Origin of the sequence: Mycobacterium sp. RTGN5 (assembly GCF_033804465.1) — a bacterium.
GTDB lineage: Bacteria > Actinomycetota > Actinomycetes > Mycobacteriales > Mycobacteriaceae > Mycobacterium.
The window spans coordinates 2,521,494-2,534,933 of the sequence record NZ_JAPZLA010000001.1 but is presented as its reverse complement, the minus strand read 5'-3'; the positions used below and the strand labels follow the sequence as shown (position 1 = coordinate 2,534,933).

Genomic DNA, 13,440 nt, shown 5'->3' with positions numbered 1-13,440 from the left:
CCTGCTCGGTTATCCGGGCAGGCCTTGCTCTTCGGTCGGCAGCGGTGCCGGTCCCTTGATGGCGGGTACCGCAACAGGCAAGCCAGCCCTGGTCGGGCCCGGCGATTGTGTGACCGTGACTCCGGTGGACATGTCTGAGCTGAGGAACGAGCCGGTATCGGTCTGCGGATTGGCCGCTACCGCGGCGAATGCACCCAGCGAGACCAGGGCACCGGCTCCGATAGTGGCTGATAACACGTGAAATCTGTTCATAGCGAATCTCTTTCCAAGAGGGGTCTTGGCCTCCAGGAACAAGGACGTTGCAGCGGTTGGTATTCCGCTGATTTCAAATGAAATAATCTGCGGCGCTGAGGCGTTGACCAAAGTGTTATGCCTATCCATCTGCAAGGAATGGCTCGTCTCACCTTGGGCGCACTGGCGACTGCCGCCTTACTCGCCGCGCCGAGTGCCCTAGTGGACGCCGCCCAGCCCAGCTCCGTCGCGCAGGGCTGCTACAACGGCGTGATCCCGTGGGACCCCTACCTGCAGAGCTGCAGTCTGCCGTCCAAGCAGCCGCGGGTGCGTGGCGCGGCTCCGGACGCCGGCGCGATCATCGCGTGCCGACACCATCCCGGCTGCCTGGCCTGGTACATCAACGGCGGTGGGCCCTGACGCTGGCCGTCAGGCCGCGCTCGTCACCCGGTACACGTCGTAAACGCCCTCGATATTGCGGACCGCGTTGAGCACATGGCCGAGGTGCTTGGGGTCACCCATCTCAAAGGTGAAGCGGCTGATGGCTACTCGATCGTTGGAGGTGGTCACCGAGGCCGACAGGATGTTGACCCGCTCGTCGGCCAGCACCCGGGTGACGTCGGAGAGCAGCCGATGCCGGTCGAGCGCCTCGACCTGGATGGCCACCAGGAACACCGAGGTCGGCGACGGCGCCCAGGTCACCTCGATGATCCGTTCCGACTGTTGCTGCAGCGAACCGGCATTGGTGCAGTCAGTGCGGTGCACGCTGACTCCGCCGCCGCGAGTGACGAATCCCATGATGTTGTCGCCGGGCACCGGCGTGCAGCACTTGGCCAGTTTGGTCAGCACCCCGGGCGCGCCGGGCACGGCGATGCCGGTGTCGTCGGTGCTGCGCTGACGCACCGGCATGGTGGCCGGTGTGGAGCGTTCGGCGAGTTCATCTTCGGCGCTCTCGGCACCACCGAGCTGGTCCACCAGCCGCTGTACCACGTGCCGGGGTGAGACGTGACCCTCCCCGACCGCTGTATAGAGCGCCGAGATGTCCGTGTATCGCAACTCCTGGGCGAGTGCGCCCATCGCTTCGGCGTTGACCAGCTTCTGCAACGGCAGGCCGCCCCGGCGGACCTCGCGGGCGATGGAGTCCTTACCGGCTTCCAGCGCCTCCTCACGACGCTCCTTGGCGAACCACTGCCGGATCTTGGCCTTGGCCCGCGGCGACACCACGAATTGCTGCCAGTCTCGTGACGGGCCCGCGTTCGGCGCCTTCGAGGTGAAAACCTCGACCTGGTTGCCGTTTTCGAGCTTGCGTTCCAGCGCGACCAATCGTCCGTCAACCCGTGCACCGATGCAGCGGTGGCCGACTTCGGTGTGCACCGCGTACGCGAAGTCCACCGGGGTGGAGCCGGTCGGGAGCGTGATCAGGTCGCCCTTCGGGGTGAACACGAAGATCTCCTGCACCGCGAGGTCGTAGCGCAGCGACTCGAGGAACTCGCCGGGGTCGGCGGCCTCTCGTTGCCAGTCGAGCAATTGGCGCATCCACGCCATGTCGTCGATCTCGGCCGCGGCGTTCAGGGCCGGAACTCCGTTGCGGCCCTTGGTTTCCTTGTATCGCCAGTGCGCCGCGATGCCGAACTCGGCCGTGTTGTGCATGGCATCGGTGCGGATCTGCACCTCCAGCGGTTTGCCCTCCGGGCCGACGACGGTGGTGTGCAGCGACTGGTACACCCCGAACCGCGGCTGGGCGATGTAGTCCTTGAAGCGGCCGGGCATCGGCTGCCACAGCGAATGCACAACGCCGACAGCGGCATAGCAGTCGCGGATCTCGTCGCACAGGATCCGCACACCCACCAGATCGTGGATGTCGTCGAAGTCGCGACCCTTGACGATCATCTTCTGGTAGATCGACCAGTAGTGCTTGGGCCTGCCCTCGACGGTGGCGGTGATCTTCATCCCGGACAGCGCCGAATTGATCTCGGCACGAACCTTGGCCAGATAGGTGTCCCGCGACGGCGCCCGGTCGGCGACCAGTCGCACGATCTCTTCGTAGCGCTTGGGATGCAGGATCGCGAAGGACAGGTCCTCCAGCTCCCACTTGACGGTGGCCATGCCCAGCCGATGCGCAAGCGGGGCAATGACTTCCAGTGTCTCGCGGGCCTTGCGGGCCTGCTTCTCCGGCGGCAGGAACCGCATGGTGCGCATGTTGTGCAGCCGGTCGGCGACCTTGATGACCAGCACCCGCGGATCCCGGGCCATCGCGATGATCATCTTGCGGATGGTCTCGCCCTCGGCCGCGGTGCCCAGGGCCACCTTGTCCAGCTTGGTGACCCCGTCCACCAGGTGGGCGACCTCTTCGCCGAAGTCGGCGGTCAACGCCTCCATGGCGTAGCCGGTGTCCTCGACGGTGTCGTGCAACAGTGCTGCCACCAACGCGGTGGTGTCCATACCGAGCTCGGCGAGGATGTTGGCGACCGCCAGCGGATGGGTGATGTACGGATCGCCGGACCGCCGCAGCTGATCGGCGTGCTTGGCCTCGGCCACCTCGTAGGCGCGCTGCAGGATCGCCAGATTGGCCTTGGGGTACATCTCCCGGTGCACGGCGACCAGCGGCTCCAGCACCGGGTTGACGGTGCTGCGCTGCGAGGTCATCCGGCGCGCCAGCCGGGCACGAACCCGGCGCGACGCGCTGCTGGTGGTCTTCGGCGTCTCGACCCGCGGCTCAGCGGGCGGGATGTCGGCGACCGGAGCCGCTGGCGCGGCGGTGACCGCGCCGTTGTCATCCACCACGCCGTCACCTCCTCGCCACCGGAACTTCGAGGATATCCCGCCTGGAGCGGGCGAGTGGCAGGCCCGCGCTAGTCGGCGGCTGAGGTGATCGGCTTGTCCCTGATGACGTAGCTCCCCGCCTCATTCGGATTAGGTGTCGTGAAGGTCGCGCCGTTGAGCTGGTAGGTGGAGTTGCCGATCTTGATGGTGAAGTCGCCGGTCACGTTCCACACCGGCACCGAGCCTTCGATCCACGCGGTTTTTCCGGGCGCCACCGGGACGTTCATCGTCTGGGTGAAGGTATTCGTCTTGACCCAGGTATGCGAGTAGGTGCCCGTGATCTCGATGTTGATGATCGACGCGAGCTTGGCCAGCCCACCGCCGGACAGCTTGACGCTGATGCCCACGGTGTCGGACTGGGACACCTGGTCGGCGATCGCGATGCTGTAGGTCGTGGGCGTCGAGGTCGTGTTCGACACCGGGGTGCCGACGGTCCGCACCGGGCTGAACCCGGCTGTCTGACTCTTCGCGGTGAAGTTGCAGCCCGCCTGCGAGCCGTCGTAGCAGATGTTGGGCAGCACCTTGGCGATCTTGGCCGCGTCCTCGGCATTGAGCGTGATGACGGGGCTGCCGTTGTCCTTCGCGATCGCCATCCGGTCGTTGGGGACGTCACACTGGCCGTTGCCGCCGGCTGCGCAGCTGGTGTCCCGTGGCTTGGTCTCGTACCTGACCTGGAACGTGGTGCCGGCATAGCCTGCCGGGACGTAGCCGAAGTCGGACGGGGTGTACCCGAAACCCACCGTGCCGAAATTCGTGGTGACGTCACCGACCCGGAACATGTACCAGTTCACATCCCAACTGGCCTCGTTGCCGGGAAGGATCACGGTGCCGACCGCCGGGCCGCCATCCAAATCACCGGTGCCGCCCACGTAGCCGTTGAACTTCAGCGGCGCCAGCGTGTAGTTGCGGAACCAGAAGCGCTCGGTGACCCCGAGGGTGGGTTTGACGGTGATGTTCACCGGCACCACTGTCTGGCCGTGCTGCCCGTCGTCGGCCACGACAACCGCGGTGTCGATGCCGCCCGCCTCAGCAAAAGCGTCATTGGGCTTGTAGTAGTAGGTGCCGTTGGGGTTGATCGTCAGCGTGCCGTTGGTCGGGCCCTGGATGACCTGATATGTCAGCTTGTTTCCGTCGGGGTCCGTCGGCAGCAGATCGCCGAGCACCTCGCCGGTGACGAACTGGTAGAGCTCCTTGGGGTGAAGGGCCGGAACGCCGTTGGCCGGATTGGTGTCCATTTGTCGCCGGAGGGCGTCGACCGCGTTCTGCAGCATCGTGCGTAGCGGCAGGACCGCACCGACGCCGCCGGTGGTGGCGGGGTTCGGCGCGTAGCCGAGGATGCTGGCGAGGTTGGCCGCAAGCACGTCGACACCGATCGTGATCGGCGACGGGGCGTGAAGTTTCCTGGCGGCCGCGGCGCGGGACACTGGCGTGACCCGGTCCGTGTGAGCAGAGCGGGTCTTGCTGGCGGCCTTGACCTTTGGACCAGAAGCGGTGGCGCGGGCCGGCGATTTTGCGGCTGCGTGACTAGACGAGGATGACGAATCCGATGTCGACGAATCGGCCGACGCTGTTGCGCAGTTGCTGCCGATGACGAGCCCTGCGCCGATGGCAAATGCCGCCGCGGCGAGTCGTGGAACCAGAATGGTCGATTGCATAACGCCTCCTATGACAGGCCCCCGGCAGGCCCAAATATCTTCTGTAGCAAGCATTGCGGACGTTTCCGGCGCGGGACAGCGCAAACGTCAGACAGCCACGAGTCGTTGGCCGAGGGGCCATCTAGCCACCCCGCGGTTTACCACTCAGACGGCGGCCTCCTGCTCGGTGGGCTGCTCCCCGGTCTTGATGGGGGTCCGGGTGATGCCGTAGTCGCCGCGGCCATTCGGATTGGGCGTGTCCAGCGTGGCGCCGACCAGGTTGAAGGTCGTGTTCCCGATCTCTACCTTGAAGTCACCGGTGACCCGCCATATCGGTTGAATGGCGTCAATCTGGCCGCGCTCATGGGGAGCCAGCGGGACGTTGATTGTCGTGGTGAACGTGTGCGTGTTGGTCCAGCTGTGCCCGTAGGTGGCCTGGATCTCGAAGTTGATGGTCTTCGCGATCGTGGACAGGCCGAGCTTGGCGCTGATCGAGAGGGAGTCGGTCTGCGATTGCTGGTCTGTGACCGACACTGAGTACGACGCGGGTGTATCGCCGAAGTTGGACACGCTGGCGCCCACCGGATGAAGTGGCGTGAACGTATCGACCTGACTCTTGGCCGTGAATGTGCATTTCGCGTCGGACCCGTCCAGGCAGGCCTGCCCCAAAATGGCCGAAACCAGATCCTTGCTTTCCGGTCCGAGACGGACGGAGGTGCCCGGGTTGTCCTTCAGGAGCACCAACCTGTTGGTGTCGGTGTTCACGTCGCAGACCGCTCCGCTGACCCCGCAGCCGATCTCGCGCGCGCCCACCGGTGGCTTCGTCTTGAAGTAGACGGTGAATGTTTTGTTCATAGCACCCAGCGGGCCATTGGGGTCACTGAGGTCGTTGGTGGCGCTCAAAAACCCGATCTGGTCGTACTTGAACAGCACCGACCCCGAGTCGGCGAAGTAGATGCTGACATCGAAGTGGGTCTCTTGACCGACGCCCAGAATCGAACCGTTGGCCGGCCCACTCTTGAGATCGCCGAGGGTGCCGAGATAAGACAGCTTCATCTGCGTGCCGGTGTAGTTCCTGATGTAGAAGCTGTTGTCCAGCCCCGCAGTTGGCGCCACGCTGACATTCACCGGAACGAAGGTCACGCCCTGATGGCCGTCGTCGACGCCGACGTTGAACGTAACGGTGCCGCCGGTCGCCCGAAGCTCCGCGTTTGGCTTGACGTAGTACGTGCCGTTGTCGTTGACGACGATCTCTGCGTTCGCCGGTGCGTCGCCGACCAACGCGAAGGACAGCGAGTCGCCGTTGCGGTCGGAGGCGCGAAGGTCGCCGATCACCTCGCCGGTGACGAACTGGTGCAGTTCGATGGGGTGCACGGTCGGTGTCAGATTGGGCAGGTCGCCGTTGGTGGCTCGCCGCACCGCGTTCAGCGCACCCTCGATCATCGATCGCAGCGGCAAGACCGGGGTATTTTGCCCGCCGTCGTCCGCTTTCGGGAAGTAGCCCAACAGCCCCGCCACCTTTGCCGCCATCTCATCCACGTTCACCCCGAGCCGGGACGGTGCGTGAAGCCTTGGAGATGCGGAGGAATTTGCGCTGGCCGTGAGAACGTCCGCCGCGGCGGCGCGGGGTGCAGATGTCACCCGCGCTACGCGGGCGACGCCAGTCTTGTTGGCCGCCTTGGCTGTTGGCGCCGTCGCCGCGGCACGCGCCTGCGGCGTCACCGCTGCGCGGCCGGCGTTGGCCGAGGGCTTGTGCGCCGACGCGCTACTGGAAGCGGACGACGAATCCGCGGAAGAGGAATCGGCGGCCGCGGTTGCGCACGCGCTGCCGATCGCTACACCGAAGCCGATGGCGAAAGCTGCTGCGGCGAGCCGCGGCACCAGAATGGTCGATTGCATTGACGCCTCCTCCGACAGGCCCCCGGCAGGCCCCAAACACGTTGTCGCAGCAAGCATTGCGGAAGTTGTCGGTGCGAAACGAGCAAACGTCAGACCGCCACGAGCCGTTCGCCGAGGCGCCATCTGGCACCCGGGGCGTTAACCAGACTCAGATGATCTGGAGGCTCGCAACCTGCAGCGGGGAGACCTTGTCGCGGCCGCCGAGCCCGGACAGTTCCAGCACCACCGCAGCGATCGGAACCTCCGCGCCGCTGGCCGCCAGCAAAGCACCGGCCGCGGCGAGGGTCCCGCCGGTGGCGAGTACGTCGTCGATGATCACGATGCGGCGTCCCGCCAGATCGATGCCGTCGGCGGGAATCTCGAGTGTCGCCGTCCCGTATTCGAGCGTGTAGGTCTGGCTGTGCACCGGCGGGGGCAGCTTGCCGCCCTTGCGGATGGCCAGGACGCCGATGCCCAGCCGTTGGGCCACCGCACCGCCGAGCAGGAAACCGCGGGCGTCGATGCCGGCCACCAGATCGGCGCCGGCCGCAATCTCGGCCAGCGCGCCGGTGACGACGGCCAGCCCGTGGCTGTCGGCCAGCACCGGGGTCAGGTCTTTGAACTGGATGCCCGGTTCGGGGAAGTCGGGCACCTCACGGGTCAGCGCCTTGATGACGTCGACCACAGACGCCCGATGTCGCCGACCCTCCGGCTCCGGGTCACTCACTTCTCGAACACCCATCGGTCCATGTTCCAGCCCGCGCCCCACTTGGTCGGATTGCCTTCCACGGCATACATCTTCTTGGAAGCCAGCACCGTGCGCTGCTGACGGTACAGCGGCAGGGTAGGCATGTCGCCCCACAAGATCGGCGAACTATCGCCCAGCAGCTTGGCTTGTTCCTTCGCGTCGGCAGTGATCGCCAGCGCGGAGATGATGCCGTCGATCTGCGGGTTCACGTAGCGGGGCAGGTTGTTGCCGTTGCCGGAGAACAGCGTGTAGGAGTCCAGCGCCGACGACCCCGTCGAGCCGCTGCCCGTCGCGCCACCGGTGCTGGCCAGCAGGACGTCAAGCTTGCCGTCGCGCAATGTCTGCGGCCCCGTCGTGTCCGTCGTCGTGTCGACGACGGTGATGCCCGCAGCGGCGCAGGACTTGGTGATCGCGCCGACGGTGGCCGCCAGCCGCGGGTTGGGCGCCTGGTAGCCGATGCGCACGGTCAGCGGCTGGCCCTCCAGTGCGTCGCGGGCGGCGTCGGGGTTGGCCGGGCCGAATTGCCCTGCGATCGCGGCGCCTTCGATACTGCTGAACGCGTCGTCGCTGGCCGGGTTGAGCCGGACATTGGAGATCGGCATTTCGGCGTTCAGCGCGATCAGATCGCGCGGCGTGCACAACGCCACTGCGCGCCGCGCCGGCGGCGCCGCCAGGGGGCCATCGGGAGCGAAGATGAGCTGCTCGATACCGCCCGAGGGCAGCAGGTGGCGGTCGTAGCCGTCGGGCGTGGACAGGGTGCCCGACGATCCGGTCGCCACGTCGACGACCTGGAACGTGCCGTTGTTGATCCGGTCCTGCACGTCGACCCCGCGCGGCCACACCGTGATCCGCTTGGTGATGGGCTTGGCGCCCCACCAGCGGTCGTTGGCGGTCAGCACCACCGCCCCTTCGGGCAACACCGAATCGATCTTGTAGGGGCCCGACGACGGGAACCGCTTGAGGTCGACACCGGGCTTGAGATCCCACCCGGTGTTCCACGTCTGGGCGATCCGGTCGATGGCGGCAGGATCACCACTCTGGATGGCGCGGGTGACATCCAGGCCCAGCACGTCGCCGATGACATGCGACGGCATCATCGACGTCGCCGTGAACAGCTGCAGGTAGTCGACGACGCCGCGGCCCGGCAGATAGGTCACCCGGGCCTTCTTCTGGCCCGGCTGGCAGTCCACGCCGTCGATGTCGAGGTAACCGGCGCGGCTGGCGGCGTCGAACGCCGGGAACCGCCCGGACTGCGCGGCCCAGGCCAGCACGATGTCGTCACAGGTCACCGGCTTGCCGTCGGAATACACGGCCTTGTCGGAGATCTGGTAGTCCAGCACCAACGGATCACGGCCGACCACCGACACCGAGCCGAAGTCGTGGTCGGCCAGCACCTGCCCGTCAGGGCCGTGAAAGTTGAACCCGGCGAGCACGCGGGCGAAGGCCTGCGGCCCGGCCGAGGCCGCACCCGTCACGGTGTTGGTGTTGTAGGTGATCAACATGCCGTCGACGGCATAGTTGATCTGGTCAGCGGGGCTGCCCGAACACGACGTCAGAACGCTCGACGCGATCACTCCCGCGACGGCCGCCAGTGCGACAACGGCGGCGCGTCGGCGCCTGACAGCCATGGCTCGCTATCGCCCTCGAGTGCTGCGCTTGCCCGTTGGCCGGCCCGCGCTCGACGGACGGGCCGGGCGGGCGCCCGGTGCGGGCTTGCTGCCCACGGCCGGGGTCCCCCCGATGGCAGCTTCGGCCGGCACCGCGGCGGCGGCGTCGTCCAGGTCGACGGCGCCGCCGGTGACGACATCGCTGGCTGATGTCTTCGAGGCCGCAGGCTTGCGCCGGTTGATGACCCGGCGGGTGTGGGTGCGGACCAGATCGGTTCGCTCCCGCAACGTCACCAGCAGCGGAGTGGCGAAGAAGATCGACGAGTAGGTGCCGACGATCACGCCGACCAGCTGCACCAGCGCCAGGTCCATCAGCGTGCCGACGCCGAGCAGCCAGACCGCGACCACCATCAACGCCACGATCGGCAGCACCGAGATCAGGCTCGTGTTGATCGAACGCATGAAGGTCTGGTTGACCGCAAGGTTGGCGTGTTCGGCGAACGTTCTTCGGGTGGTGTGCTCGAAACCGTGGGTGTTCTCCTCGACCTTGTCGAACACGATGACCGTGTCGTACAGCGAGAAGCCCAGAATCGTGAGCAGGCCGATGACCGTAGCCGGGCTTACCTCAAACCCGACGATCGAATACACGCCCGCGGTGACGACGAGGTCGAACACCAGGGTCACCAGCGCCGAGAGCGCCATATAGCGCTCGTAGCGGAAGGTGATGTAGATGGCCGCCAGCACCAAGAACACCCCGAGCGCAATCAGGGCCTTCTTGGTGATCTGGTCACCCCAGGTCTCCGAGACGTCCGACTGGCTGATCGACTGCTCACTGGGCTTGCCGTCGGAGCCCTTGGGCTGCAACGCATCGAACAACGCCGTGCCCAGTTTCGCGGACTCTTCGTTGGTCAGCTTCTCCGAGCGGATCTGCAAGGTCGCCGAGGGGCCGTTGCCGACAACGACCACCGACTCCGGATTCTTGCCCATCGTCTTGCTGTAGACGTCCTCCACCTGCTGGGTGGTGATCGTGCCGTTCTGACCGGCGGTGGGTATCCCGATCTTGGTGCCGCCCTCGAAGTCGATACCGAAGGTGAAGCCCTTCACGGCGATGCTGATGATGCAGGCGGCGACGATCACGCCGCTGATCGCGTACCACATCTTGCGCCGGCCGATGACCTCGAATGCGCCGGTGCCGGTGTAGAGGCGGACGAAGAAACCGTGCTTCGGCGCTGCGGCGTCGGCGGCTTCCAGATCGGGTGCCTCGACGGCGGTGGATGCGGTGTCGTCTGCGGTGTCCTTGGCCATGGCGTTACCCCCGTCCTGTCGCTGTTTCGGCCGCTCGGCGTTCCCGGGCGATCTGTTGCACCGCGCCGAGACCGTTGAACGCCGGTTTGGCCATCGTCGGCGACTTCGACGCCAGGTACACCAGCGGCCAGGTCACCAGGAACACCACCACGACGTCGAGGATCGTGGTCAGGCCCAACGTGAACGCGAAGCCCTTCACCTGCCCGACGGCGAGGAAGTACAGCACCGCGGCGGCCAGGAACGTCACCGCGTTGCCGGACAGGATCGTCTTGCGGGCGCGTGCCCAACCCCGTGGCACCGCCGAGCGGAACGAACGACCTTCGCGGATCTCGTCTTTGATGCGCTCGAAAAACACCACGAACGAGTCCGCGGTGGTGCCGATACCGATGATCAAACCGGCGATACCGGCCAGGTCAAGCGTGTAGTTGATGTATCTGCCCAGCAGCACCAGGATGCCGAACACCATGGCGCCGGACGCCACCAGCGACAGCGCCGTCAGCAGTCCCAGCACGCGGTAATACAGCAGCGAGTACAGCAACACCAGCGCCAACCCGATGGCACCCGCGATCAGACCCGCCTTAAGCGATGCCAATCCCAATGTCGCCGAGACGGTTTCGGCCTCCGACGATTCGAACGACAGCGGCAGCGAACCGTATTTGAGGACGTTGGCCAGCTGCTTGGCGGTGTCGGCGGTGAACGGCGGATTGCCGCCGCTGATCTGGGTGCGCCCGCCGGGGATGGCTTCCCGGATCTGCGGGGCGCTGACGACCTCGGAGTCGAGCGTGAAGGCCGTCTGGGTGCCGATGTTGGCGGCGGTGAAGTCGGCCCACGTGGTGGCGGCGTCGTCCTTGAAGGTCAGGTCGACGACGTAGGCGCCGCTCTGGTTGTCCAGACCGGAGGACGCGTCCTTGATCTGGTCGCCGCTGATGATCGACTTGTCCAGGACGTAGATGTACTTCTTGTCCTGTGAGCAGGCGACCAGCGGCAAGTTCGGATCGTCGTTGCCGGCAAGGATGTCGGGCTGGTCGCACTTGCTCGCCATGTACTGCACGGCGATCAGCAGCAGGTTCTGGTTGGTGCTCTGGCGCAGTTCCTTCTCGAACTTGATGCGCGCGGCGAGGTCCTTACGCGGGTCCGGCGGTGCGGGCGCGCCGGGCGCGGGTGCTCCGGGCGCGGGTGCACCGGCTGCCGGCGGTGCCGGCTGCCCGGGCGCAGGTGCCGGCTCGGGTGCGGGCGGCGCCGGCGAGGGTGCCGGCTCGGCCGGGTACGGACGCGGTTGCGGTGCCGGAGCCGCCGGGTTGGCGGGCTCGGGCGCGGCAGGCGGAGCCGCGGGCGCGGGTGCTCCCCCGGGCGCGGGCGTCCCGGGTGGTGGCGCGCCGGGTGCGGGTGCTGCGGCCGGTGTCGGGCCGCCAGCGCCCGGCACGCCTGCGGCCTGCATCTGCTGCTTGATGGCGTCGATCGGGATCGGCTGGCCGATCACCGGGCGAACGAACAGCCGGGCGGTCTGGCCGAGGTTGCGGGCCTCGTTGCCGTCGTTACCGGGAACGGTGATGACGAGGTTGTCGCCGTCGATCACGACCTCGGATCCGGATACGCCGAGGCCGTTGACGCGGGCGCCGATGATCTCTTGCGCCTGATTCAGCGCGTCGCGGGTGGGCTTTGATCCGTCCGGGGTGCGGGCGGTCAGCGTGACACGGGTGCCACCCTGCAGGTCGATGCCCAGCTTGGGACTCGATTGTTTGTCCCCGGTGAGGAAGACAAGCAGGTACACCCCGATCAGCAGGACCAGGAACAGCGCCAGCCAGCGGTAGGGATGCACCGGCGCCGAAGACGATGCCACGTTGTTGTCTCTCCTAGGTCTTTCGCTTAGCGGTCCTCTGAGTTCCCGCTAGAGGGTACGTGGTGTGCCTGGCGATCAGTCTTTGGTGAGGCGGTCCGCGTCGCTGCCGGTGATCTCGGTGGCTCCCGACGCCACGTCGTCGGCCTCGTCGGCGTCGTCGGCCTCGGGTGCATCGGCCTCGACGCGCTCGCGGACGGCGAGCTTCAGCCAGGTGGTCACCACGCCGGGGGCGATTTCCAGGTCAACGGTGTCGTCAGTGATCGCGATGATGGTGGCGTGCAAACCGGAGGTGGTGGTCACCTCATCGCCAACAGCCAGGGACTCGTGCAGGTCGATGGTGGCCTGCATGGCCTTGCGCTGGCGTCGCGAGGCGAAATACATGAATGCGCCCATGATGACGATCAGGGGCAGGAAGACGAGCAGGTCCATGGCGGCACGATTCTTTCGTATCGGGTGCTGGGTCAGCGCTCCGCGACCATCCGGTCACGCGCTTCATAGCTGCCCAGTCTGCCATTGTCCGGGTTCGGCTCCGACCGGCACCGTCGATGCAAGATGGTCGGATGGACCTGATCGACACGTTGCGCAGCACCGGCTCGGTGCGCGAGTTCACCGATGAGCCGGTTGACGACGCCGCCCTGGCCCGCATTCTCGACACCGCGCGTTTCGCCCCCAGCGGTGCCAATGCGCAGGCCTGGCGGGTGGTGGTGGTCAAAGACCGCGCGATCCGGGCCCGCCTGCGCGACCTCTACGGTCCGCCCTGGGCCGACTATCTGACGTTGACGGCGGCCGGGTTGCGGCCGTGGTCGCCGGTCAACGACCGTGCCGCGGAGGCGGCCGCGCTGGCCGCGGGAACCGATGTCACGGTCGGCGGAATGGCCGCGCACCTCGACGAGGTCCCGGTGCTGCTGGCGTTGTTCGCCGATCTGTCCCAACTGGCGGCCGTGGATCGAGATCTCGACCGCTACTCGCTGGCCGGCGGCGCGTCGGTCTACCCGTTCGCGTGGAACATCCTGCTGGCCGCGCGCGCCGAAGGCCTGGGCGGCGTGCTGACGACCATGCTCATCCGGGCCGAAGACGAGGTGAAGGGGCTGCTGGGCGCCGAAGATCCGCTGGTGCTTGCGGCGGTGATCGCGCTGGGGCATCCGGTTCGACAGCCCCGCCGGCTCACCCGCCAGCCCGTCGCATCGTTCACCACTGTCGACCGGATCGACGGCGTGCCGTTCTCCCCCGCCGCCGGCTAGATACCAACCGATTACGTCGATTTCCTGTCTCTTGACGACGTAATCCGGCATTCATCACACGCTCAAACCGGGTTTTCAGTTGCGTCGCGTCGCCGCCCGACTAGGCTCGAATGGCCCGCTGCGTGCAGTGCCA

At 66.7% G+C, this 13,440-nt stretch carries 11 protein-coding genes; 2 read left to right on the top strand and 9 right to left on the bottom strand.

Annotated features, from left to right (window positions below):
* Positions 1–9: 9 nt before the first annotated feature.
* The gene (locus tag SLQ31_RS12410) at positions 10–237 is read right to left on the bottom strand and encodes a hypothetical protein (protein ID WP_319432663.1); all 228 of its coding nucleotides are present in this window, start codon (positions 235–237) and stop codon (positions 10–12) included.
* Between the two features lie 153 nt (positions 238–390).
* On the opposite strand from SLQ31_RS12410, the gene SLQ31_RS12405 reads away from it, so the two are divergent.
* Positions 391–651 (top strand): hypothetical protein, encoded by a 261-nt coding sequence (locus SLQ31_RS12405; protein WP_319432661.1) that lies wholly within the window; start codon positions 391–393, stop codon positions 649–651.
* Positions 652–660: 9 nt separating this feature from the next.
* Here SLQ31_RS12405 and SLQ31_RS12400 read toward each other — a convergent pair whose 3' ends face one another.
* The 8 genes from SLQ31_RS12400 to yajC all read right to left on the bottom strand — a co-directional run bounded on the left by SLQ31_RS12400 (position 661) and on the right by yajC (position 12,495).
* A complete protein-coding gene (locus tag SLQ31_RS12400) occupies positions 661–2,961 on the bottom strand; it encodes a RelA/SpoT family protein (protein ID WP_319433079.1) in 2,301 nt (766 codons plus the stop codon).
* Between the two features lie 122 nt (positions 2,962–3,083).
* Entirely contained in the window at positions 3,084–4,709 is a 1,626-nt protein-coding gene (locus SLQ31_RS12395; protein ID WP_319432659.1) for an Ig-like domain-containing protein, read from the bottom strand.
* A gap of 144 nt (positions 4,710–4,853) precedes the next feature.
* A complete protein-coding gene (locus tag SLQ31_RS12390; protein WP_319432658.1) occupies positions 4,854–6,587 on the bottom strand; it encodes a cadherin-like domain-containing protein in 1,734 nt (577 codons plus the stop codon).
* A 148-nt stretch (positions 6,588–6,735) separates the two neighbouring features.
* A complete protein-coding gene (locus SLQ31_RS12385; protein ID WP_319432656.1) occupies positions 6,736–7,308 on the bottom strand; it encodes an adenine phosphoribosyltransferase in 573 nt (190 codons plus the stop codon).
* Positions 7,290–8,942 carry an ABC transporter substrate-binding protein gene (locus SLQ31_RS12380; RefSeq protein ID WP_319432655.1) on the bottom strand — a complete coding sequence of 551 codons (1,653 nt, stop codon included), beginning with the start codon at positions 8,940–8,942 and terminating at the stop codon, positions 7,290–7,292. Before SLQ31_RS12380 ends, SLQ31_RS12385 begins: the two co-directional genes overlap by 19 nt.
* Before the next feature lie 6 nt (positions 8,943–8,948).
* A complete protein-coding gene (secF, locus tag SLQ31_RS12375) occupies positions 8,949–10,226 on the bottom strand; it encodes a protein translocase subunit SecF (RefSeq protein ID WP_319432654.1) in 1,278 nt (425 codons plus the stop codon).
* Between the two features lie 4 nt (positions 10,227–10,230).
* On the bottom strand, positions 10,231–12,066 hold the full coding sequence (gene secD, locus SLQ31_RS12370) for a protein translocase subunit SecD (RefSeq protein WP_319432652.1): 1,836 nt from the start codon (positions 12,064–12,066) through the stop codon (positions 10,231–10,233).
* A gap of 75 nt (positions 12,067–12,141) precedes the next feature.
* Complete coding sequence (gene yajC, locus SLQ31_RS12365; protein ID WP_319432650.1) at positions 12,142–12,495, bottom strand: preprotein translocase subunit YajC; 354 nt, start codon at positions 12,493–12,495, stop codon at positions 12,142–12,144.
* 131 nt (positions 12,496–12,626) lie between these two features.
* Here yajC and SLQ31_RS12360 point away from each other — a divergent pair, with 131 nt between their 5' ends.
* A complete protein-coding gene (locus tag SLQ31_RS12360) occupies positions 12,627–13,307 on the top strand; it encodes a nitroreductase family protein (RefSeq protein WP_319432648.1) in 681 nt (226 codons plus the stop codon).
* The last annotated feature ends 133 nt before the right edge of the window (positions 13,308–13,440 follow it).

What these genes read in the sequence shown, in the direction of transcription:
- SLQ31_RS12405 (WP_319432661.1), top strand. Translation starts at nt 391, where the DNA reads ATGGCTCGTCTCACCTTGGGCGCACTGGCGACTGCCGCCTTACTCGCC.
- SLQ31_RS12395 (WP_319432659.1), bottom strand. Translation starts at nt 4,709, where the DNA reads ATGCAATCGACCATTCTGGTTCCACGACTCGCCGCGGCGGCATTTGCC.
- SLQ31_RS12390 (WP_319432658.1), bottom strand. Translation starts at nt 6,587, where the DNA reads ATGCAATCGACCATTCTGGTGCCGCGGCTCGCCGCAGCAGCTTTCGCC.
- SLQ31_RS12385 (WP_319432656.1), bottom strand. Translation starts at nt 7,308, where the DNA reads ATGGGTGTTCGAGAAGTGAGTGACCCGGAGCCGGAGGGTCGGCGACAT.
- SLQ31_RS12380 (WP_319432655.1), bottom strand. Translation starts at nt 8,942, where the DNA reads ATGGCTGTCAGGCGCCGACGCGCCGCCGTTGTCGCACTGGCGGCCGTC.
- secF (WP_319432654.1), bottom strand. Translation starts at nt 10,226, where the DNA reads ATGGCCAAGGACACCGCAGACGACACCGCATCCACCGCCGTCGAGGCA.
- yajC (WP_319432650.1), bottom strand. Translation starts at nt 12,495, where the DNA reads ATGGACCTGCTCGTCTTCCTGCCCCTGATCGTCATCATGGGCGCATTC.
- SLQ31_RS12360 (WP_319432648.1), top strand. Translation starts at nt 12,627, where the DNA reads ATGGACCTGATCGACACGTTGCGCAGCACCGGCTCGGTGCGCGAGTTC.